General features: G+C 59.4%; 19 protein-coding genes. 9 read left to right on the forward strand and 10 right to left on the reverse strand.

Features of this window, described 5'->3' with window-relative positions:
* Nucleotides 1–591: 591 nt before the first annotated feature.
* Genes dnaA through gyrB form a run of 4 tightly spaced genes read left to right on the forward strand, consistent with a single transcriptional unit; the run spans nt 592 to nt 6,807 of the window.
* On the forward strand, nt 592–2,112 hold the full coding sequence (dnaA, locus tag JV201_RS00005) for a chromosomal replication initiator protein DnaA (protein ID WP_177090138.1): 1,521 nt from the start codon (nt 592–594) through the stop codon (nt 2,110–2,112).
* A gap of 39 nt (nt 2,113–2,151) precedes the next feature.
* Entirely contained in the window at nt 2,152–3,255 is a 1,104-nt protein-coding gene (gene dnaN, locus JV201_RS00010) for a DNA polymerase III subunit beta (protein WP_219406339.1), read from the forward strand.
* Between the two features lie 20 nt (nt 3,256–3,275).
* Complete coding sequence (recF, locus tag JV201_RS00015; RefSeq protein ID WP_003213585.1) at nt 3,276–4,379, forward strand: DNA replication/repair protein RecF; 1,104 nt, start codon at nt 3,276–3,278, stop codon at nt 4,377–4,379.
* 4 nt (nt 4,380–4,383) lie between these two features.
* Nucleotides 4,384–6,807, forward strand: a complete 2,424-nt coding sequence (gene gyrB, locus JV201_RS00020) for a DNA topoisomerase (ATP-hydrolyzing) subunit B (RefSeq protein ID WP_003213587.1) — start codon at nt 4,384–4,386, stop codon at nt 6,805–6,807.
* Nucleotides 6,808–6,905: 98 nt separating this feature from the next.
* On the opposite strand, the gene JV201_RS00025 is transcribed toward gyrB, so the two are convergent.
* Nucleotides 6,906–7,628, reverse strand: coding sequence for a response regulator transcription factor (locus JV201_RS00025; RefSeq protein ID WP_003213588.1), 723 nt, complete (start codon nt 7,626–7,628; stop codon nt 6,906–6,908).
* A gap of 173 nt (nt 7,629–7,801) precedes the next feature.
* On the opposite strand from JV201_RS00025, the gene JV201_RS00030 reads away from it, so the two are divergent.
* The 3 genes from JV201_RS00030 to JV201_RS00040 all read left to right on the forward strand — a co-directional run bounded on the left by JV201_RS00030 (nt 7,802) and on the right by JV201_RS00040 (nt 11,628).
* On the forward strand, nt 7,802–8,053 hold the full coding sequence (locus JV201_RS00030; protein WP_003213590.1) for a hypothetical protein: 252 nt from the start codon (nt 7,802–7,804) through the stop codon (nt 8,051–8,053).
* A gap of 269 nt (nt 8,054–8,322) precedes the next feature.
* Complete coding sequence (locus tag JV201_RS00035) at nt 8,323–9,318, forward strand: FecR domain-containing protein (RefSeq protein WP_256347145.1); 996 nt, start codon at nt 8,323–8,325, stop codon at nt 9,316–9,318.
* Between the two features lie 18 nt (nt 9,319–9,336).
* Nucleotides 9,337–11,628: a CHASE2 domain-containing protein gene (locus JV201_RS00040; protein ID WP_219406340.1), complete on the forward strand. Its 2,292-nt coding sequence runs from the start codon at nt 9,337–9,339 to the stop codon at nt 11,626–11,628.
* Nucleotides 11,629–11,808: 180 nt separating this feature from the next.
* On the opposite strand, the gene JV201_RS00045 is transcribed toward JV201_RS00040, so the two are convergent.
* The 4 genes from JV201_RS00045 to glyQ all read right to left on the reverse strand — a co-directional run bounded on the left by JV201_RS00045 (nt 11,809) and on the right by glyQ (nt 16,207).
* Nucleotides 11,809–12,579 carry a 1-acyl-sn-glycerol-3-phosphate acyltransferase gene (locus tag JV201_RS00045; RefSeq protein WP_003213596.1) on the reverse strand — a complete coding sequence of 257 codons (771 nt, stop codon included), beginning with the start codon at nt 12,577–12,579 and terminating at the stop codon, nt 11,809–11,811.
* Between the two features lie 84 nt (nt 12,580–12,663).
* Nucleotides 12,664–13,200, reverse strand: coding sequence for a D-glycero-beta-D-manno-heptose 1,7-bisphosphate 7-phosphatase (gene gmhB, locus JV201_RS00050; protein WP_166742131.1), 537 nt, complete (start codon nt 13,198–13,200; stop codon nt 12,664–12,666).
* A gap of 2 nt (nt 13,201–13,202) precedes the next feature.
* Complete coding sequence (glyS, locus tag JV201_RS00055) at nt 13,203–15,257, reverse strand: glycine--tRNA ligase subunit beta (RefSeq protein ID WP_003213599.1); 2,055 nt, start codon at nt 15,255–15,257, stop codon at nt 13,203–13,205.
* Entirely contained in the window at nt 15,254–16,207 is a 954-nt protein-coding gene (gene glyQ / locus JV201_RS00060; RefSeq protein WP_219406341.1) for a glycine--tRNA ligase subunit alpha, read from the reverse strand. Before glyQ ends, glyS begins: the two co-directional genes overlap by 4 nt.
* 81 nt (nt 16,208–16,288) lie before the next feature.
* Between glyQ and JV201_RS00065 the strand changes: the two genes are divergently transcribed.
* Nucleotides 16,289–16,846 (forward strand): DNA-3-methyladenine glycosylase I, encoded by a 558-nt coding sequence (locus tag JV201_RS00065; protein ID WP_003213603.1) that lies wholly within the window; start codon nt 16,289–16,291, stop codon nt 16,844–16,846.
* Nucleotides 16,847–16,886: 40 nt separating this feature from the next.
* The gene (locus JV201_RS00070; protein WP_003213605.1) at nt 16,887–17,774 is read left to right on the forward strand and encodes a lysophospholipid acyltransferase; all 888 of its coding nucleotides are present in this window, start codon (nt 16,887–16,889) and stop codon (nt 17,772–17,774) included.
* A gap of 134 nt (nt 17,775–17,908) precedes the next feature.
* Here JV201_RS00070 and JV201_RS00075 read toward each other — a convergent pair whose 3' ends face one another.
* The 5 genes from JV201_RS00075 to def are packed head-to-tail and all read right to left on the reverse strand — an operon-like array spanning nt 17,909 to nt 22,465.
* Nucleotides 17,909–18,220 carry a lipopolysaccharide assembly protein LapB gene (locus tag JV201_RS00075; RefSeq protein WP_003213608.1) on the reverse strand — a complete coding sequence of 104 codons (312 nt, stop codon included), beginning with the start codon at nt 18,218–18,220 and terminating at the stop codon, nt 17,909–17,911.
* An 18-nt stretch (nt 18,221–18,238) separates the two neighbouring features.
* Nucleotides 18,239–19,612 (reverse strand): Trk system potassium transporter TrkA, encoded by a 1,374-nt coding sequence (gene trkA, locus JV201_RS00080; RefSeq protein ID WP_003213611.1) that lies wholly within the window; start codon nt 19,610–19,612, stop codon nt 18,239–18,241.
* Nucleotides 19,613–19,634: 22 nt separating this feature from the next.
* Entirely contained in the window at nt 19,635–20,945 is a 1,311-nt protein-coding gene (gene rsmB, locus JV201_RS00085; protein WP_177068639.1) for a 16S rRNA (cytosine(967)-C(5))-methyltransferase RsmB, read from the reverse strand.
* Nucleotides 20,942–21,901: a methionyl-tRNA formyltransferase gene (fmt, locus tag JV201_RS00090; protein WP_219406342.1), complete on the reverse strand. Its 960-nt coding sequence runs from the start codon at nt 21,899–21,901 to the stop codon at nt 20,942–20,944. The genes rsmB and fmt overlap by 4 nt, the downstream gene beginning before the upstream one ends.
* 57 nt (nt 21,902–21,958) lie before the next feature.
* On the reverse strand, nt 21,959–22,465 hold the full coding sequence (gene def / locus JV201_RS00095; RefSeq protein WP_003213617.1) for a peptide deformylase: 507 nt from the start codon (nt 22,463–22,465) through the stop codon (nt 21,959–21,961).
* Between the last annotated feature and the right edge of the window lie 30 nt (nt 22,466–22,495).

Genomic DNA, 22,495 nt, shown 5'->3' on the forward strand with positions numbered 1-22,495 from the left:
GTTTCATGGCGTGTTACCTGGTTCGTCCACAACGGCCGGAATGGCCCCCGTTTTAAGAGACCGGCGATTCTAGAGAAAGCAAGCCTCTAGGTCAATTTCCAACCAGCTTTTCCTTTAATTAGATATCTGGAGGCCTGCGGACCGAATCCGGGCGATTCGCCTTTCACGAGCAATGCCATAGATATAAAAATAAAGAAGGAAGTTATTTAAAGCTTTTCTGTAAAGCTTATAAAAGCTAGGCACCCCATCTTCTGTGGATAACTGCCTTGAGGCCATATTCTACGGGCTGTACAGAGAATGACAACACGGGGGAGAAACGGTGCTCTGCCTGTGCTGCGCTATCGGATAAGCTGTGTGTGGAATGGCTAGTTATCCACAGGCCAGTTACCCACAGACTTTCGACCCCACTTGTACAACGAGCTTAGGGGCGCTTATCCACAGAGCTTATGCACAGACCATTTGTCGCCTTTTTTACGGTTAAGGCATTGATTCTTGGCGCCCTGTGAGCAACCTACATGTGGATAAGTGGGCGGCTGGCCGCTACAATGGCGGCTGTTTTTGCCTCACCGGCTTTCAACTTAGGGGATATCCGTGTCAGTGGAACTTTGGCAGCAGTGCGTGGAGCTTTTGCGCGATGAGCTGCCTGCCCAGCAATTCAACACCTGGATCCGTCCGCTACAGGTCGAAGCCGAAGGCGACGAGTTGCGTGTCTACGCACCCAATCGTTTTGTTCTCGACTGGGTCAACGAGAAATACCTGAGCCGCGTTCTCGAATTACTCGATGAACATGGCAACGGGCTTGCTCCGGTGCTCTCCTTATTAATAGGCAGCAAACGTAGCTCGGCACCTCGTGCTGCGCCGAATGCACCGTTGGCAGCCAGTGCCTCCCAGGCTCAGGCCGCTGCGGCACCTGTTAATAACTCGCCAGCCCCGGCCGCCCAGACGCCTTCGAAATCCTCGTCGCAGAAAAACGCGCCTATAAATGAAGAGCCGTCCCGCGACAGCTTTGACCCAATGGCCGGCGCCAGCTCACAACAGGCCCCGGTTCGTGCCGAACAGCGCACCGTCCAGGTAGAGGGTGCGCTCAAGCACACCAGCTATCTGAACCGCACGTTCACCTTTGAGAACTTTGTCGAAGGTAAATCCAACCAGCTGGCCCGCGCGGCTGCCTGGCAGGTCGCCGACAATCCCAAGCACGGTTACAACCCGCTCTTCCTTTATGGTGGCGTTGGCTTGGGTAAAACTCACTTGATGCACGCCGTGGGTAACCACCTATTAAAGAAGAACCCGAATGCCAAGGTCGTGTACCTGCACTCGGAGCGCTTCGTGGCCGATATGGTCAAGGCGTTGCAGCTCAACGCCATCAACGAGTTCAAGCGGTTCTACCGTTCCGTTGATGCCTTGCTGATCGATGACATTCAATTCTTCGCCCGCAAGGAACGTTCCCAGGAAGAGTTTTTCCACACGTTCAACGCGTTGCTCGAAGGTGGCCAGCAGGTCATCCTGACCAGTGACCGTTATCCGAAGGAAATCGAAGGCCTGGAAGAGCGCCTGAAGTCGCGCTTCGGCTGGGGCCTGACCGTAGCGGTAGAACCGCCGGAGCTTGAAACCCGCGTCGCGATCCTGATGAAAAAGGCCGACCAGGCCAAAGTCGACCTGCCGCACGACGCCGCGTTCTTTATCGCCCAGCGCATTCGCTCCAACGTGCGTGAACTGGAAGGCGCACTCAAGCGGGTCATCGCTCACTCGCACTTCATGGGGCGTGACATCACCATCGAGCTGATTCGCGAATCCCTGAAAGACCTGCTGGCGTTGCAAGACAAGCTGGTGAGTGTGGATAACATCCAGCGCACCGTGGCCGAGTATTACAAGATCAAGATTTCCGACCTGCTGTCCAAGCGCCGTTCGCGCTCGGTAGCACGTCCCCGCCAGGTAGCGATGGCGCTCTCCAAAGAGCTGACCAACCACAGCCTGCCGGAAATTGGTGATGTGTTTGGCGGTCGCGACCACACCACGGTCTTGCACGCGTGCCGCAAGATCAACGAACTTAAGGAATCCGACGCGGATATTCGCGAGGACTACAAGAACCTGCTGCGTACACTGACTACTTGATGAACACCAGCGCAGCTTATTAAGGCAAGGGACTAGACCATGCATTTCACCATTCAACGCGAAGCCCTGTTGAAACCCCTGCAACTGGTCGCAGGCGTCGTCGAGCGCCGACAGACCTTGCCGGTGCTTTCCAACGTATTGCTGGTTGTCGAAGGCCAGCAATTGTCCTTGACCGGTACCGACCTGGAAGTCGAGCTGGTCGGTCGCGTCCAGCTCGAAGAGCCCGCCGAACCCGGCGAGATCACCGTGCCGGCGCGCAAGCTGATGGACATCTGCAAAAGCCTGCCCAACGACGCGCTGATCGACATCAAGGTTGATGAGCAAAAGCTGGTGGTCAAGGCCGGTCGCAGCCGTTTCACCCTGTCGACCTTGCCGGCCAACGACTTCCCGACCGTGGAAGAAGGCCCAGGCTCGCTGACCTGCAGCCTGGAACAAAGCCGACTGCGCCGTTTGATCGAGCGCACCAGTTTCGCCATGGCCCAGCAGGACGTGCGTTATTACCTTAACGGCATGCTGCTGGAAGTCTCCGAAGGCATCATCCGCGCCGTAGCCACCGACGGTCACCGACTGGCCATGTGCTCGATGAAAGCCGATATCGGTCAGCCGGATCGCCACCAGGTGATCGTGCCGCGTAAAGGTATTCTGGAGCTCGCGCGCCTGCTGACTGAGCCGGATGGCAGTGTCAGTATCGTGCTGGGCCAGCACCACATCCGCGCGACCACTGGCGAGTTCACCTTCACTTCCAAGCTGGTTGACGGCAAGTTCCCGGATTACGAGCGCGTTCTGCCTAAAGGCGGCGACAAGCTGGTGATCGGTGATCGTCAGGCCCTGCGTGAAGCGTTCAGCCGTACCGCTATTCTTTCCAACGAGAAATACCGTGGTATCCGCCTGCAATTGGCCAACGGCCAACTGAAAATCCAGGCGAATAACCCTGAGCAGGAAGAAGCGGAAGAAGAAGTGGGCGTCGACTACAACGGCGGCAACCTGGAAATCGGCTTCAACGTCAGCTACCTGCTGGACGTGCTGGGCGTGATGACCACTGAACAGGTTCGCCTGATTCTGTCTGACTCCAACAGCAGCGCCCTGGTACAAGAATCCGACAACGATGACTCGGCTTACGTTGTCATGCCGATGCGCCTGTAATCATGTTCAGCAGAAGCTAGATGTCCCTCAGTCGCGTCTCGGTCACCGCGGTGCGCAATTTGCACCCGGTGACCTTCTCCCCCTCCCCCCGCATCAATATCCTCCACGGCGCCAACGGCAGTGGCAAAACCAGCGTGCTGGAAGCCATTCACCTGCTGGGGCTCGCTCGTTCCTTTCGCAGTGCCCGCTTGTTACCGGTGATTCAGTACGAACAACTGGCGTGCACAGTATTTGGCCAAGTCGAATTGGCCGAAGGCGGTCATAGCAGCCTGGGGATTTCTCGTGATCGTCAGGGGGAGTTTCAAATCCGCATCGATGGGCAGAATGCTCGCAGTGCTGCGCAGCTGGCAGAAATCCTGCCACTGCAACTGATCAACCCGGACAGCTTCCGCTTGCTGGAAGGCGCGCCAAAAATCCGCAGGCAATTCCTCGATTGGGGAGTGTTCCACGTGGAACCGCGTTTCATGGCCACTTGGCAGCGCCTGCAGAAGGCCCTGCGGCAGCGGAACTCATGGCTGCGGCATGGTACACTTGACGCCGCTTCACAAGCTGCTTGGGACCGGGAACTGTGCCTGGCCAGCGCTGAAATAGATGAATACCGCCGCGCCTATATCAAAGCCTTGAAACCAGTCTTTGAGCAGACCTTGAGCGAGTTACTTGAACTCGAGGGGCTGACGTTGAGCTACTACCGTGGTTGGGACAAAGACCGGGAACTGAGTGCAGTGCTCGCGACGTCCTTGCAACGGGATCAGCAAATTGGTCACACCCAGGCCGGACCACAACGGGCTGATTTGCGCCTTAGATTGGGCGCACATAATGCTGCGGATATCTTGTCCCGCGGTCAGCAGAAGTTGGTGGTCTGCGCTTTGCGTATCGCCCAGGGGCATCTGGTTAGCCAGGCCCGGCGCGGGCAATGTATTTATCTGGTGGATGACTTGCCGTCCGAACTGGACGAGCAGCACCGCCGCGCGTTATGCCGCTTGTTGGAAGACTTACGCTGCCAGGTGTTTATCACCTGTGTAGACCACGAATTATTGAGGGAAGGCTGGCAGACGGAAACGCCAGTCGCTTTGTTCCACGTGGAACAAGGCCGTATCACCCAGACCCACGACCATCGGGAGTGAAGGCATGAGCGAAGAAAATACGAATACGTACGACTCGACCAGCATTAAAGTGCTTAAAGGTTTGGATGCCGTACGCAAACGTCCCGGTATGTACATCGGTGATACCGATGATGGCAGCGGTCTGCACCACATGGTGTTCGAGGTGGTCGATAACTCGATCGACGAAGCTTTGGCCGGTCACTGCGACGACATCAGCATCATCATCCACCCGGACGAATCCATCACCGTACGCGACAACGGTCGCGGCATTCCGGTAGATGTGCATAAAGAAGAAGGCGTTTCGGCGGCAGAGGTCATCATGACCGTGCTCCACGCCGGCGGTAAGTTCGACGATAACTCCTATAAAGTATCCGGCGGTTTGCACGGTGTAGGTGTTTCGGTAGTAAACGCCCTTTCTGAAGAGCTGATCCTGACTGTACGTCGTAGCGGCAAGATCTGGGAACAGACTTACGTTCATGGTGTTCCACAGGAACCGATGAAAATCGTCGGTGACAGCGAAAGCACTGGTACGCAGATTCACTTCAAGCCTTCGGCTGAAACCTTCAAGAACATCCATTTCAGCTGGGACATTCTGGCCAAGCGGATTCGTGAACTGTCTTTCCTGAACTCCGGTGTGGGTATCGTTCTCAAGGACGAACGCAGCGGCAAGGAAGAGCTGTTCAAGTACGAAGGCGGTCTGCGTGCGTTCGTTGAATACCTGAACACCAACAAGACCGCGGTCAATCAGGTGTTCCACTTCAACATCCAGCGTGAAGACGGCATCGGCGTAGAAATCGCCCTGCAGTGGAACGACAGCTTCAACGAGAACCTGTTGTGCTTCACCAACAACATTCCTCAGCGCGATGGCGGTACTCACCTGGTGGGTTTCCGTTCTGCACTGACGCGTAACCTGAACACCTACATCGAAGCGGAAGGCTTGGCGAAGAAACACAAAGTCGCCACCACCGGTGACGATGCCCGCGAAGGCCTGACCGCCATTATCTCGGTCAAGGTTCCGGATCCGAAGTTCAGCTCCCAGACCAAAGACAAGCTGGTGTCCTCCGAAGTGAAGACAGCGGTCGAACAGGAAATGGGCAAGTACTTCTCCGACTTCCTGCTGGAAAACCCGAACGAAGCCAAGCTGGTTGTCGGCAAGATGATCGACGCAGCACGGGCTCGTGAAGCGGCGCGTAAAGCCCGTGAGATGACGCGTCGTAAAGGTGCGCTGGATATCGCCGGCCTGCCGGGCAAACTGGCTGACTGCCAGGAGAAAGACCCTGCCCTCTCCGAACTGTACCTGGTGGAAGGTGACTCTGCTGGCGGTTCCGCCAAGCAGGGTCGCAACCGTCGCACCCAGGCCATCCTGCCGTTGAAGGGTAAGATCCTCAACGTCGAGAAGGCGCGTTTCGACAAGATGATTTCCTCGCAGGAAGTCGGCACCTTGATCACCGCCCTGGGCTGTGGCATCGGCCGCGATGAGTACAACATCGACAAGCTGCGCTACCACAACATCATCATCATGACCGATGCTGACGTTGACGGTTCGCACATCCGCACCCTGCTGCTGACGTTCTTCTTCCGTCAGTTGCCGGAGTTGATCGAGCGTGGCTACATCTACATCGCCCAGCCGCCGTTGTACAAAGTGAAAAAAGGCAAGCAAGAGCAATACATCAAAGACGACGACGCCATGGAAGAGTACATGACGCAGTCGGCCCTGGAAGATGCGAGCCTGCACTTGAACGACGAAGCCCCGGGCATCTCCGGTGAAGCGTTGGAGCGCCTGGTAAACGACTTCCGCATGGTGATGAAGACCCTCAAGCGTTTGTCGCGCCTGTACCCCCAGGAGCTGACCGAGCACTTCATCTACCTGCCATCCGTCAGCCTGGAGCAGTTGGGTGATCATGCCCACATGCAGGCTTGGTTGGCCCAGTACGAAGTCCGCCTGCGTACCGTTGAAAAATCCGGCCTGGTCTACAAAGCCAGCCTGCGTGAAGACCGTGAACGTAACGTCTGGCTGCCAGAGGTCGAACTGATCTCCCACGGCCTGTCGAACTACGTCACCTTCAACCGCGACTTCTTCGGCAGCAACGACTACAAGACGGTTGTTACCCTCGGCGCGCAACTGAGCACCCTGCTGGACGACGGTGCTTACATTCAGCGTGGCGAGCGCAAGAAAGCGGTCAAAGAGTTCAAGGAAGCCCTGGACTGGTTGATGGCGGAAAGCACCAAGCGCCATACCATTCAGCGATACAAAGGTCTGGGCGAAATGAACCCGGATCAACTGTGGGAAACCACCATGGACCCAGCCCAGCGTCGCATGCTGCGCGTGACCATCGAAGACGCCATTGGCGCGGACCAGATCTTCAACACCCTGATGGGTGATGCGGTCGAGCCTCGTCGTGACTTCATTGAGAGCAATGCCCTGGCGGTTTCCAACCTGGACTTCTGATCAGGTTGCAGCGCAAAAACAAAAAAGGCCAACGCTTAGCGTTGGCCTTTTTTATGGGCTGGATATGAGCATTTTATAAATGCTCCACGTGGAACATCTCAGTCCTCGGAAGCCGCCGTCACACTCTCCAACCGATATCCGTACCCATAGATCGTCAGCAACTGCCAACCCCGATCCGCCGTCAGCCCGAGCTTATTCCGCAGCCGATAAATATGCGTATCCAGCGGCCGCGACGACACCATCTCCTCATGGGTCCAGAACCGTTCATACAGGTACTCTCGAGACAGCGGCCGCGCCAGGTTCTCAAACAGGCACCGCGCCAGGCGGTATTCGCGCTCCGTCAGGCTGATGGGTTTTCCCGCCCTGCTCACCGTGAGTTCAGCATCATCAAAGGTCAGGTCATTGAAGGTATGCACCTCACTGGCTGCAGACTTCTGCAACCCGTGGCGACGCAGAACGGCATTCACCCGAGCCTTAAGCTCATTGGGACGAAACGGCTTGCTGACGTAATCATCGGCACCACTGTTCAGCGCCTGGACGATATCGCTCTCGGCATCGCGGCTGGTAAGCATGATGGCGGCTGGCGGCGCTTCCATGTGCTCGCGGGTCCAGCGCAGCAATGCCAGGCCACTGAGGTCGGGCAGTTGCCAGTCAAGGATCAGCAAGTCGAAGGTCTCGCGGCGCAGTTGTCGCAGCAGGTCTTCTCCACGCTCGAAGCAGTGCAGGGTCCATGGCTGATCCGCAGCGCTGGGGATTTGTCGCAGTGTCTGTTCCACCCGCCGCAGTTCAGCAGGTTCGTCATCCAATATTGCGACACGCATGGCAGGGTCCTTTCTTATTGAAGAATGCGGGCATCGAATCTGAACAATTATGGCCAGATTCTCAGGCCCTCTGAATCTCTCGGTACGCTGATATCAAATGGCCGCAAGCCATTGGAAATCGTCAACACCCAAGCTGGGAAGATACCGGCTCGAGACCTTCAGGAAAAGGATCAATGGCAATCTGGTTTTATGCTGTTTCGAGACGTATGGCCGTTCTGGGGAAGGTTGATGTATGGGGAAGACTGGTATTGGTGGTGATGGTTGCTACGCTGGGCACGGAAACGGTCGGGGCCAATAAGCCGGCGATACCTATGCCGTTCGAGGAACGGCAGACTTTGAGTGAGCCCGGCAATGGCATGGGCTTCGCCCGTTCACCGTTTCAGCAACTCAGCGAACAGCAGCAGACCCAACGTTGGGTATTTTAAGTACCCGCAAATCTGAACAAATGTTGCGAATCGGTCCGATGCACCTATGTTGTAGGTAAATTCGCTCTCGCTGGATGACACACGGATTGGAGCGACGGAAGTGCTCCGACACAGGGACGTGTCATCTTCTGCAATGGATCTCACGCTCCCAGATATTTCGGCTATCGACTGGATACCTCATCGAGTATCGTAGACGGTAATCAAGGTCTTCCCGCTGCAAGACGCTGCCTGAAAGTGCTTTCTGATGACCCATTAGAACTAGAATCTTGATGAGCGCCATGACCTTTTTCCCTTGCCGATTCCGCTCTGCCGCTTCTACGCTGTTGAGTTCGGGCCTGATCGTTACGCTTGGCGTAGTGAGTCTTCCGGCCTTGGCACGCCCTGCCCCTCCCCGTGCACCCTATATCGACGACAACCGGATGTGCCGCGCGCAACCGCTTCCGGCGGTGGTGCAGCACCTCACGGGCGAAGCCTGGAAACTGGATGCCAAGGGTGTGTCCGCGGCCCTGGAAGAAGGCATGTTCATTGATGAACAAGAAAGCGTAAAAACCTCATCGGGCGCATTTGTCAGCCTGTTGCTGGGGGACGGATCGCGGATTGTCTTGCCCTCCAGCTCCCAGGTCCGATTGCATCTGGTCGAGGAGCAATCCATTCCCCAGGTGATTCTTGAAGAAGGTCAGGTCGAGGCTTACGTGATCAAGCGTGCCAGCGACTATGACCGTTTCCAGATCATGACCCCGGTGGGCGTTCTGGGGGTACGCGGCACGCATTTCCGTGTGCGTAACGATGGCGAACAATCGCTGGTGGAAGTACTCAACGGGCAAGTGGCGGTCAATCGTGATGACGCTCCACCGACCCCGCACCCTATCAAGAAGAAGCCCATTACCGGTCCAGTCTCTGGTGAAGTAAAGGTTGGTGCGCGGCAGGGCCTCGCGTTCAAGAAACAAGGCGAACTCAAACCCGTGGAACTGCTTGATGCGCCACGGTTGGTCGGCCAGGACGGCCAAAAGGGCGATGCGCCTGTCTGGACCCTGTTCCTGCGGCCATTGGCCGGGGCCCAACGCTACCGGGCCCAGGTCGCGACCGATAAGGAGTTTCTGAACATCAAGCAGGAAAACTTCTCCGACAAGCCGCAAATGCGCTTCACTGGGCTGAAAGCATCGTTCTATCACGTTCGCTTGTCGGCATATGATGAACACGGGCTTGAGGGAGAAACCGGGGTTTATGACATTTTCTATTACCCACCCGCGAACCGCGTTCAGTAGTGCCCTGGACGCGAGCCGGTGAGGCTGTGGCACAGGGCTGAAAAGCGCCAACCGACTAAGGCTCAGCGGCTGTTCAATGGCCTGGTGCGCGAATGGCTGTGGGTCAGCCTGTTGCTATTACCCATCACGGCCTTCCTGTCCCTGAGCCCTGGCCTGGCCCTCAATAACCTGCTGTATGACAGCCTCCGCCGGCTGGCGCCTTTATCGGTGGATCCACGCATCCTGCTGGTAACGATCGACGACCGAAGCCTGAAGGAGCTCGGCCAATGGCCGTGGTCCCGACGTGTGCATGCCGACCTGCTTGATCGGCTGAGCGCCGCCAAGCCTGCCGGCATCCTGTTTGATGTGATCTTCAGCGAGCCCGCCCGGGAGCCAGCCAATGACCTGCGCCTGGCCGAGGCTATGTGCAACGCTGGCAACGTCCTGTTGCCTTTGATTCGTGAAGGTTCGCCGCGCTACGGCCAGCCTGTGGCGCAAATCCTGCCTGTGTTGCCCTTGCGTGATTGCGCCCGTAGCGTCGGCCATATCAACGTGGAAGCGGACAGCGACGGTATCGTTCGAAGCCTGTATTTGCGTGAAGGCCCACCCGGTAATTTGACACCGCAGTTGGCCTGGCTGGCGTTTGAACTGAGCGGCCAGCCATCCGGAATGCCGGGCGCACCTGGTCCGTCAGAAAGCTCCAGCTGGCAGCGGGAAAATGCCATTCGAATTCCTTTTATCGCCAGTCATGCTGGCTTTCCCAGCGTGCCGTATATCAGTGTCTTGCGCGGGGAGGTGCCACCCGAGTTGCTGCGCGACCGCTTGATCCTGATTGGCGCTACGGCACCGGGCATGGGCGACCGTTATGTCACGCCGCTTTCGGCCAGTGTCGGCACCACCCCGGGCGTGGAGATCCAGGCAAATATTCTCAATGGCTTGCTGCAAGGGCGCAGTATTGTCGATCTGCCCGTGTGGATGGCGACGCTACTGGCCACCGCGATGGTCGCGGTGCTGTTGGGCCTTCTGCTGTTTCGCCCGCGTTATGCACTGTGGCTGACCCTCGGTTGCATGGTGGCTGCGCTTCTGGGTTCATGGGGCCTGTTGCGCCTGGGCCATTGGTGGTCGCCGGCAGCAAGTCTGATTGGCATGCTGCTCAGCTACCTGATCTGGAACTGGCGGCGCCTGAGCGTGATCCTGGCCTACTTCGGCTGGGAACTGGCACGCCTGGACAACGAACCCAAAGTGCTCCCGGAGCGCCGTCGAGCGCCCGCCAGCCAGGGTGATGTATTGCAGGGACGAATCTTCGCCCTCGAACAAGCGGTCAGCCGTACCCGGGACACTCGTCGCTTCATGGCCGATGGGCTGGAATGTTTGCCTGTAGCAACCTTGATTACCGACCCCAAGGGCAACGTCCTGCTGGCCAATCGAATTGCCCGCGATGTGTTCGGCAATGAACTGGTGGCCGAAAACCTCTTGGATCAGCTCGCCGCATTGGGTTATCCACCGCTGCAGGACGGTGTTCGCCCTGCCCTGTCGACGCTGGATATTGTCGAGTTCCGCGACACCCTTGACCGCAGCCTGCGCCTCGACCTGGCGCCGCTGCTGCCTGCAGACGGTGACGTGGCCCTGGGCTGGCTGCTGAGCCTCACAGACCTGAGCATTGAGCGTGATGCCCAGCAGCAACGGGAGACCCTGCTGCGCTTTCTGTCCCATGACCTGCGTGCGCCGCATTCGGCGATCCTGGCCCTGTTGGATGTTCAGGACTCCGCCGCGCCGATATTTGCGCAGATCGAACAACAAGTCCGCCGTGCCCTGAACCTGACCGAATCATTCGTGCAGTTGGCGAAAGCCGAATCCGATGGCTACCAATTCCAGCCCAGCCTGTTCGCCATGTTGGTACTCGACGCATTTGATCAAGTCGCAGTGCACGCCCAGTTGAAAGGCATTCGCCTGGTCCATCACCTGGATGAAGACGGCGAAGAAATGGTGTGGGCGGATCAATCGCTGCTGACCCGCGCCTTGTTCAACCTGTTGGAAAATGCGGTGAAATACAGCCCATCGGGCACCACCGTTACGTTAAGCCTGACCAGTCATGAAGACGCTTTGGAGTGCCGCATCAGCGACCAGGGGCGAGGAATCTCCCCGCAGGATTTGCCCGAACTCTTCGCTCAATACCGGCGCTTCGCCTCGGCTCAGGGCAGTGAAGGATTGGGGTTGGGGCTGACCATGGTCAAGGCCGTCGTGGATCGTCACGGTGGGAGAATTCGCTGCGAAAGCGAGGTGGATAAAGGTACGACCTTCATCCTTCAGCTGCCATTGTGGCGAGACTGAATCGCGGCTTTTCACCTGTGCATAAAAAACCGGTCTCAAGGACCGGTTTTTTAATGCGGGAAAAACTTATGCACCTTTTCCGCTGTTTTATGAGCTTGGGAAATATGTAAGTAAATCAGCAGCCTATAAGCTAAAAAGAGCCATTCGCCAACAAACCGTACACAGGTTATCCACAGAAACTCAAATCACCGGCGTGTCGACCACAACCGGCTCCGGCGGCAACGAACCCATGGCCCGTTGTTGCGCTTCATTCCATGCCTGGGCACGGTCGTTCAGCGCTGCAATGGCACGTGGGCCTTCGCCCTCGGCATACATGGGCTCGCCAATGATTACAGTGATGGTGCCTTCACGCTTGGCCCAGCCGGTCTTTGGCCAGAACTTGCCGGCATTGTGAGCAATCGGCAGCACCGGCAGCCCGGCGTTCACCGCCAGGGCCGTACCGCCACGTGAGAACTTGCCCACAGTGCCGTAGGGCACGCGTGTGCCTTCAGGGAAGATCAGCACCCAAACCCCATCCTTCAACAGCTCATCGCCCTTCTTGGCCACATGCTTGAGTGCGGCCTTGGGGTTGTCGCGGTCGATGGCGATCGGTCGCAGCATGGCCATGGCCCAGCCGAAGAATGGCACGTACAGCAGCTCACGCTTGAGCACCTGGCTCAGGGGCGAGAAATACGCAGACAGGAAAAAGGTTTCCCAGGTGCTCTGGTGGTTCGACAGAATCACACAAGGCTGGTCCGGGACGTTTTCGGCGCCCTTGATCTCGAAACGAATGTTCAGGAACACCTTGGTCAACCACAGCGCGCAGTTGCACCAAAAGACGTTGATGAAACGATAGCGCGCCTTGAACGGCAGGAAAGGCGCGATAAAAAAGCTCAGGGTGCACCAGAGAAAAGAGCTGGTGCCCAACAGCAGGTAAAAGAAGAAGGTTCTGATGGCCTGCAAAATCGACATGGCGGCATTTACCGTTGCGGGACAACGCCCGCCTGTTAAAAGCGCGCTCCCGAACAGTCCTTGGTCAGGAAGTCAGAAGGGCTGCTAGTTGTTGATAAGTTCTGCGGCAACCGCCGCCAGATCGTCAAAAATCAAAGTACCTACCGGCAGGGTTTTAGCCTGGGTCTTTTCGCCTTTCCCGGTTTTTACCAAAACTGGCTGAGAGTCGACGGCTTTGGCGGCTTCCAGGTCACCGAGGCTGTCCCCGACAAACCATAGCCCAGCCAACGGCACGTTGTAATGTTCAGCAATAGTTTTAAGCATACCCGGTTTGGGCTTGCGGCAATCGCAGCCTTCATCCGGGCCGTGCGGGCAATACACCACCAGCCCTACTTCACCGCCCTGCTCGGCCACCAGCGTGCGCAGGCGCGCGTGCATGGCGTCGAGGGTGGCGATGTCGTAGTAGCCGCGAGCGATGCCGGACTGGTTGGTGGCGATGGCCACTGTCCAGCCCGCTTTGCTCAACTGCGCGATGGCCTCGATCGAGCCGGGCAGTGGAATCCATTCCGCCACCGATTTGATGTAAGCGTCGGAGTCGTAATTGATCACTCCGTCCCGATCGAGAATCAGCAGTTTCAACATGGTCAGCTCAGTACGGAAATGTCAGCGATATTGATGAACAGGCCGCGCAGGCGCGCCAGCATGGCGTAGCGGTTTTTCCGCACGCCCGCGTCTTCGGCATTGATCATCACCGCTTCGAAGAACGCATCCACCGGCTCACGCAACGTGGCCAGGCGCGCCAAGGCTTCGGCGTAGTTGCGTTCGGCGATCAGCGGCTTCACTGCATTTTCTGCCTTGGCGATGGCCGAGTTCAGCGAGAACTCCTTGGCATCGGCAAACAGGCCCGGGTCGACTTCGGCATTGCCGAGGTTGTCGGCCTTGCTCAGCAGGTTCGACACACGCTTGTTCACGGCGGCCAGGGCACCGGCTTCCGGCAGCTTGCGGAAGGCCTGTACGGCCTGCACACGCTGGTCGAAGTCCAGCGCCGAACCTGGTTGCAGGGCACGTACCGACAGGTACACCGAAACGTCCACACCTTCGTCTTCGTAACGCGCACGCAGACGGTCGAACACGAACTCCAGCACTTGCTCGGCCAGGCCGGCTTGCTTGACCTTGGCACCGAACTGGCCAACCGCAAACACCACGGCCTGGGTCAGGTCGAGGTCGAGCTTCTTGTCGATCAGGATGCGCAGCACGCCCAGGGCCGCACGGCGCAGCGCATACGGGTCTTTGCTGCCGGTAGGCAACATGCCGATACCGAAGATACCGACGAGGGTATCCAGCTTGTCAGCGATGGCCACGGCCGCACCGGTGAGGGTGGTCGGCAGCTCGGCGCCGGCACCGCGCGGCATGTACTGCTCGTTCAGCGCGAGGGCGACGTCCTGCGGCTCGCCATCATTCAGGGCGTAGTAGTAACCGGCAACACCTTGCATCTCCGGGAACTCGCCGACCATCTCGGTGGCCAGGTCGCACTTGGACAGCAGGCCGGCACGCGCAGCCCAGGCAGCATCGCCACCAATGCGTGGCGCGATGTAGGCCGCCAGCTTGGAAACCCGTACGGCCTTGTCGTATACGCTGCCGAGTTTTTCCTGGAACACCACGTTCTGCAGGCGCAGGTTGAAGTCTTCGAGCTTCTGCTTCTTGTCTTGCTTGAAGAAGAACTCGGCGTCAGTCAGGCGCGGGCGAACGACTTTTTCGTTACCGGCGATGATCTGCTGCGGGTCCTTGCTTTCGATGTTGGCCACGGTGATGAAGCGCGGCAGCAGCTTGCCGTCGACGTCCAGCAGGCAGAAATACTTCTGGTTGTCCTGCATGGTGGTGATCAGCGCTTCCTGCGGCACGTCGAGGAAACGCTCCTCGAACGAGCACACCAGCGGCACTGGCCATTCAACCAAAGCGGTCACTTCGTCCAGCAGGCTTGGCGGCACGATGGCGGTGCCTTCCTGCAGGCGGGCCAGCTCTTCGGTACGCTTGCTGATCAGCTCGCGGCGCTCATTGGCATCCGCCAGCACATAGGCTGCACGCAGGTCGTTGAGGTAGTTGGCGGGCGCGGTGATGCGCACGGCTTCAGGATGGTGGAAGCGGTGGCCACGTGAATCACGGCCGGCCTTCTGGGCGAGGATGGTGCAGTCGATGACCTGGTCACCGAGCAGCATCACCAGCCATTGGGTCGGGCGCACGAACTCTTCCTTGCGGGCACCCCAGCGCATGCGCTTGGGAATCGGCAGGTCGTTCAGCGAGTCTTCAACGATGGTCGGCAACAGGCTGGCGGTCGGCTTGCCGGTGATGACCTGGCTGAAACGCAGCTTCGGGCCACTCTGGTCGATTTCGCTCAGCTCGACGCCACACTTCTTGGCAAAACCAAGGGCGGCTTGAGTCGGGTTGCCTTCAGCATCGAAGGCGGCCTGGCGTGGCGGGCCGTCGAGGTTGATGCTGCGGTCCGGCTGCTGGGTTTCCAGTGCGGTGAGCAACACAGCCAGTCGGCGCGGCGCGGCGTAGACTTTTTTTGCGGCGAACTTCAGGCCAGCGGTTTGCAGGCCTTTTTCGATACCGGCCAGGAATGCGTCGGCCAGGGTATTCAGTGCCTTGGGTGGCAGCTCTTCGGTGCCCAGTTCAACCAGGAAATCTTGAGCACTCATTGTGCAGCCTCCAGCTTAGCCAACACTTCATCACGCAGGTCCGCGGTGGCCATCGGGAAGCCCAGCTTGGCGCGAGCCAACAGGTAGGCTTGGGCGACGGAACGCGCCAGGGTGCGTACACGCAGGATGTATTGCTGGCGCGCAGTTACCGAGATGGCACGACGGGCGTCCAGCAGGTTGAAGGTGTGGGATGCCTTCAGAACCATTTCATAGCTTGGCAACGGCAGCGGCTGATCCAGTTCGATCAGGCGCTTGGCTTCGCTTTCATAGAAGTCGAACAGTTCGAACAGCTTCTCGACGTTCGCGTGTTCGAAGTTGTAGGTCGACTGCTCCACTTCGTTCTGGTGGAACACGTCGCCGTAGGTCACCTTGCCGAACGGGCCGTCAGCCCACACCAGGTCGTAGACCGAGTCCACGCCTTGCAGGTACATGGCCAGGCGCTCGAGACCGTAGGTGATCTCGCCGGTCACCGGGTAGCACTCGATGCCGCCGGCTTGCTGGAAGTAAGTGAACTGCGTCACTTCCATGCCGTTGAGCCAGACTTCCCAGCCCAGGCCCCAGGCGCCCAGGGTTGGCGATTCCCAGTTGTCTTCGACGAAACGGATGTCGTGGACCAGCGGGTCCAGGCCGACATGTTTCAACGAGCCCAGGTACAGCTCCTGGAAGTTGTCCGGGTTTGGCTTCAGAACCACCTGGAACTGGTAGTAGTGCTGCAGGCGGTTCGGGTTTTCGCCGTAGCGGCCGTCAGTCGGGCGACGACTGGGCTGCACATAAGCGGCGTTCCAGGTTTCCGGGCCGATGGCCCGCAGGAAGGTAGCGGTGTGGAAAGTGCCGGCGCCTACTTCCATATCGTAGGGCTGAAGTACCACACAACCTTGCTCGGCCCAGTATTGCTGGAGGGCGAGGATCAAGTCTTGGAAGGTACGCACGGCTGGCGTAGGCTGGCTCACGAAATTCACCTGTTACTTGGGCTGCGATTTAAAGAGCGGGAGTATACCCGATTCGGCCGCGCCACCATCCCCTGGAGCCTTATGCCACGCTGCTTTTGGTGTTCTGAAGATCCGCTGTACATGGCTTATCACGATCAGGAGTGGGGAACGCCGCTGCGCGATGCGCAGGGACTGTTCGAGTTGCTTTTGCTCGAAGGGTTCCAGGCGGGCCTGTCCTGGATCACCGTTTTACGCAAACGCGAGCATTATCGAAAGGTCTTGTTCGGCTTTGATGCGCAGCGTCTGGCGCAACTGAGCGATGCCGAGATCGAAGCGCTGATGCTCGATTCGGGCATCGTGCGTAACCGCCTGAAACTCAATGCCACCCGGCGCAATGCCGCCGCCTGGCTGGCGCTGCAGGACCCCGTGGAGTTTCTGTGGTCGTTTGTGGGCGGCGTGCCCAAGGTCAATCATTTCAAGGACCGCAGCCAGGTCCCGGCCATTACGCCGGAGGCTGAGGCCATGAGCAAAGCCTTGAAAAAAGCCGGCTTCACCTTCGTCGGGCCGACCATCTGCTACGCGTTCATGCAGGCCTCGGGCATGGTCATGGACCACACTCAGGACTGCGACCGTTACGCGGACCTCGCCAACGCCGGTTAGAATGGCGGCTTTGCGCACCACACACGATCAGGAGTGACCTGTGGAAAAGTTTAAAGGCGCCTTGCTGGTAGGCGCTCTTCGGTTGTTTGCCCTGCTGCCCTGGCGCGCGGTGCAAGCGGTCGGTTCGGCAATTGGCTGGATCATGTGGAAAACCCCCAACCGTTCCCGTGAGACGGTGCGGATCAACCTGTCCAAATGCTTCCCGGACATGGATCCGGCCGAGCGCGAGCGTCTCGTTGGACGCAGCCTGATGGACATCGGCAAGTCCCTGACCGAAAGCGCCTGCGCCTGGATCTGGCCGGCCCAGCGTTCCATCGACCTGGTGCGCGAGGTCGAAGGCCTGGAAGTGCTGCACGAAGCCCTGGCTTCGGGCAAAGGCGTGGTCGGCATCACCAGCCACCTGGGCAACTGGGAAGTGTTGAACCACTTCTATTGCAGCCAGTGTAAACCGATCATTTTCTACCGCCCGCCGAAGCTCAAGGCGGTGGATGACTTGCTGCGCAAACAGCGGGTGCAACTGGGTAACCGCGTGGCGGCGTCCACCAAGGAAGGCATCCTCAGCGTCATCAAGGAAGTGCGCAAAGGCGGCCAGGTGGGGATTCCTGCGGATCCGGAGCCGGCGGAATCGGCCGGGATCTTCGTGCCGTTCTTCGCCACCCAGGCGCTGACCAGCAAGTTCGTGCCGAACATGCTGGCGGGGCACAAGGCGGTCGGGGTGTTCCTGCATGCCCTGCGGCTGCCGGATGGCTCGGGCTACAAAGTGATCCTGGAAGCGGCGCCGGAAGACATGTACAGCACCGATACAGCCACTTCGTGTGCGGCGATGAGCAAGGTGGTGGAGCGCTATGTGGGGGCTTACCCGAGCCAGTACATGTGGAGCATGAAACGCTTCAAGAAACGCCCGCCGGGTGAGGCGCGGTGGTATTGATGTACGGCTGACTCAAGGTTGGCACAAAACAAAATGTGGGAGCGGGCTTGCTCGCGAAGGCGGTGTATCAGACACAAATTCGGTGACTGACACGACGCCTTCGCGAGCAAGCCCGCTCCCACATTGGGTTCTGCTTAAGCTTGGCGGTCGAGTTTCTTCAGGAATACGGTCATTTCCTTTTCGGCCTGCTTGTCGCCATGTGCCAGGGCCGCTTCAATACCCTTCTCCCAAGCTAACCGCGCTGCAGCGTTATCACCCTGCCCCAGCTGCGCCTTGCCCAACAGCTTCCACGCCGCCGAATACTTCGGATCGAACTCGACGCATTTCTGCAAATGCTCGGCCGCCTTGGCGTTGTCCTTCAGATCAAGATAACCCTTGCCCAAACCAAACCGCAGCAGTGAGTTATCCACGCCCTTGGCGAGCATTTTTTCCAGGGATTCGAGCATGTCGGTCACTCCGTTTGATCAGAAAAAGCTCAGGCCCACGTGGAACAGCTTCTCCACATCGCGGATATGTTTTTTATCCACAAGGAACAGAATCACGTGGTCGCCCGTGGCGATCACCGTGTCGTCGTGGGCGATGATCACTTCTTCATCGCGAATGATTGCGCCGATGGTGGTGCCCGGCGGCAGGCCGATATCGCGGATCGCCTTGCCAATCACCTTGCTCGATTTTGAATCACCATGGGCAATCGCCTCGATGGCTTCCGCCGCACCCCGGCGCAACGAGTGCACACTGACGATATCGCCGCGCCGCACGTGGGCCAGCAAGGTGCCGATGGTCGCCAGTTGCGGGCTGATGGCGATGTCGATATCGCCGCCCTGGATCAGGTCGACGTAGGCCGGGTTGTTGATGATGGTCATCACCTTCTTCGCCCCCAGCCGCTTGGCCAGCAACGACGACATGATGTTGGCTTCGTCATCGTTGGTCAGGGCCAGGAAGATGTCGGCGTCGGCGATGTTTTCTTCCAGCAGCAGATCACGATCCGAGGCGCTGCCCTGCAGGACCACGGTGCTGTCGAGGGTGTCGGACAAATACCGGCAGCGTGCCGGATTCATCTCGATGATCTTCACCTGGTAGCGGCTTTCGATGGCCTCGGCCAAGCGCTCACCGATCTGCCCGCCGCCGGCGATGACGATGCGTTTATAGGTTTCATCCAGACGGCGCATTTCGCTCATCACCGCGCGAATGTTCGCTTTGGCGGCGATGAAAAACACCTCGTCGTCAGCCTCGATCACCGTATCGCCCTGGGGCAGGATCGGCCGGTCGCGACGGAAGATCGCCGCCACCCGCGTCTCGACGTTGGGCATGTGCTCGCGTAGCTGGCGCAGTTGCTGGCCCACCAACGGTCCGCCGTAGTAGGCCTTGACCGCCACCAGCTGTGCCTTGCCTTCGGCGAAGTCGATCACCTGCAAGGCGCCCGGGTGTTCGATCAGGCGCTTGATGTAATGGGTCACCACCTGTTCCGGGCTGATCAGCACATCGACCGGGATCGCGTCGTTGTCGAACAGTCCGGCGCGGGTCAGGTAGGCCGCCTCACGCACTCGGGCGATCTTGGTCGGAGTGTGAAACAGGGTGTGGGCGACCTGGCAGGCAACCATGTTGGTCTCGTCACTGTTGGTGACTGCCACCAGCATGTCGGCATCGTCGGCACCGGCCTGGCGCAGCACTGTAGGAAACGAGGCGCGGCCCTGTACGGTACGGATGTCCAAACGGTCGCCCAAATCCCGCAGGCGCTCCGCGTCGGTGTCGACCACGGTGATATCGTTGGCTTCGCTGGCCAAATGCTCGGCCAGCGTACCGCCAACCTGCCCTGCGCCGAGGATGATGATTTTCATCCGGTCACTCCCTTAAAACCATTCAGCCGCGAGCGGCGGCAATCTTGATCAGCTTGGCGTAATAGAACCCGTCGTGGCCGCCTTCCTGGGCCAGCAACTGGCGGCCATGAGGCTGCTTGATCCCGGCCTGGATGTCGAGGTCCAGTTCCCGTGCGCCGCTGGTGCGAGCAAGGAAGGCTTCGATGACTTCAGTGTTTTCGGTAGGCAGCGTCGAGCAGGTGGCGTACAGCAGGATGCCGCCTACTTCGAGGGTCGGCCACAACGCGTCCAGCAACTCGCCTTGCAGCACGGCCAGGGCGGCGATGTCGTCGGGTTGGCGGGTCAGCTTTATGTCCGGGTGGCGGCGGATCACGCCGGTGGCGGAGCACGGTGCGTCCAGCAGGATGCGCTGGAACGGCTTGCCGTCCCACCAGGTGGCGGTGTCGCGGCCGTCAGCGGCGATCAGCTCGGCGCTGAGGCCCAGGCGGGCGAGGTTTTCCCGCACACGCACCAGGCGCTTGGCTTCCAGGTCGACGGCGACGACACCGGCCAGGTCTGCTTGCACTTCCATGATGTGGCAGGTCTTGCCGCCGGGGGCGCAACAGGCGTCCAGTACGCGTTGGCCCGGGGCCAGGTCCAGCAGGTCGGCGGCCAGTTGAGCGGCTTCGTCCTGCACGCTGATCCAGCCTTCGGCGAACCCGGGCAGGTTACGTACATCGCCCGGTTCTGTAAGAACGATGCCGTCCTGGCTGTAGACGCAGGCCGTGGCCGCTACACCGGCTTCGCCAAGCAATGTGAGATAAGCGTCGCGGGTGTGATGACGGCGATTGACCCGCAGGATCATCGGCGGGTGCGCGTTGTTGGCCGCGCAGATGGCTTCCCATTGCTCGGGCCAGAATGCCTTCAGGGATTTTTGCAGCCAGCGCGGGTGGGCGGTGCGCACCACCGGGTCATGTTCCAGCTCGGCCAGCAGCGCTTCGCTTTCGCGCTGGGCGCGGCGCAGCACGGCGTTGAGCAGGGCCTTGGCCCAAGGCTTTTTCAGCTTGTCGGCGCAACCGACGGTTTCGCCGATGGCCGCGTGGGCCGGCACGCGGGTGTAGAGCAGTTGATACAGGCCCACCAGCAGCAGCGCCTCGACATCGGCGTCCGCCGCCTTGAACGGCTTTTGCAGCAGCTTGGCCGCCAGCGCCGATAAACGTGGCTGCCAGCGGGCGGTACCGAAGGCCAGGTCCTGGGTAAAGCCGCGATCGCGGTCTTCGACTCTATCCAGTTGGGTCGGCAACGAACTATTGAGGGAAGCCTTGCCGTTGAGCACGGCGGCCAGGGCCTTGGCGGCGGCCAGACGTGGGTTCATTGCGCGTCCACCGCTTGGCCGAGGACGATGCCAACGGCAAATTTCTCACGGCGGCTGTTGAACAAGTCGCTGAAGTTCAGCGCCTTGCCGCCGGGCAATTGCAGACGGGTCAGACACAGCGCCTGTTCACCGCACGCTACCAACAGGCCGTCCTTGCTGGCGCCGATGATCTCGCCGGGGGCGCCCTTGCCTTCGGCCAGGGTGGCGGCCAGTACTTTCAAGGCCTCGCCATTGAGCGTGCTGTGGCAGATCGGCCACGGGTTGAAGGCACGCACCAGACGCTCCAGCTCAACGGCCGGGCGGCTCCAGTCGATGCGGGCTTCATCCTTGTTCAATTTGTGGGCGTAGGTGGCGAGGCTGTCGTCCTGCACTTCACCTTGCAGGGTGCCGGCAGCCAGGCCGACGATGGCCTGGACGACAGCCGGCGGGCCCATTTCGGCGAGGCGATCATGCAGGCTGCCGCCGGTGTCTTGACCGGTGATCGGGGTGGTGACTTTCAGCAGCATCGGCCCGGTGTCCAGGCCTGCTTCCATGCGCATCACGGTCACCCCGCTTTGCGCATCACCGGCTTCGACGGCACGCTGGATCGGTGCCGCGCCACGCCAGCGAGGCAGCAGCGAGGCGTGGCTGTTGATGCAGCCCAGGCGCGGGATATCCAGCACAGCCTGGGGCAGGATCAAGCCGTAGGCCACCACCACCAGCAGGTCTGGCTTCAGCGCAGCCAGTTCGGCCTGGGCATCGGCGTTGCGCAGGGTCGGCGGCTGCAGCACCACAATGTTGTTTTCCAGTGCCAGCTGCTTGACCGGGCTGGGCATCAGTTTTTGCCCACGACCGGCCGGGCGATCGGGCTGGGTGTAGACCGCCACGATTTCATAAGGGCTGGCGAGCAGGGCCTTGAGGTGTTCGGCGGCGAATTCGGGGGTGCCGGCAAAAACGATGCGCAGTGGCTCGGTCATGGGAAACGTCTCACAAAAGAAAAAGGCTTGCCGGAGCAAGCCTTTGAAAGAAGGGAATCAAGCTTGCTGGCGATGCTTCTTTTCCAGCTTCTTCTTGATCCGGTCGCGTTTAAGCGTGGACAGGTAATCGACAAACAGCTTGCCGTTGAGGTGGTCGCACTCGTGTTGGATGCACACCGCCAGCAGGCCTTCGGCAATCATCTCGAACGGCTTGCCGTCACGGTCCAGGGCCTTGATCTTGACGCGCTGGGGACGGTCGACGTTCTCGTAGAAGTCGGGCACCGACAGGCAGCCTTCCTGGTACTGGCCCATCTCGTCGGTCAGGGTTTCGAACTCAGGGTTGATAAACACCAGGGGCTCGCTGCGGTCTTCGGACAGGTCCATGACCACGACGCGCTGATGCACGTCGACCTGGGTCGCGGCGAGGCCGATACCCGGGGCTTCATACATTGTTTCAAACATGTCATCGACCAACTGACGAACCTTGGCGTCCACTACGGCCACTGGCTTGGCGATGGTGCGCAGGCGTGAGTCCGGAAATTCGAGGATGTTCAAAATAGCCATAAGCGTAATTGCTGCACATGTGAGGTAAAG

The sequence above is a fragment of the Pseudomonas sp. Colony2 genome, from assembly GCF_019382755.1.
In the GTDB taxonomy this organism is placed as follows: domain Bacteria; phylum Pseudomonadota; class Gammaproteobacteria; order Pseudomonadales; family Pseudomonadaceae; genus Aquipseudomonas.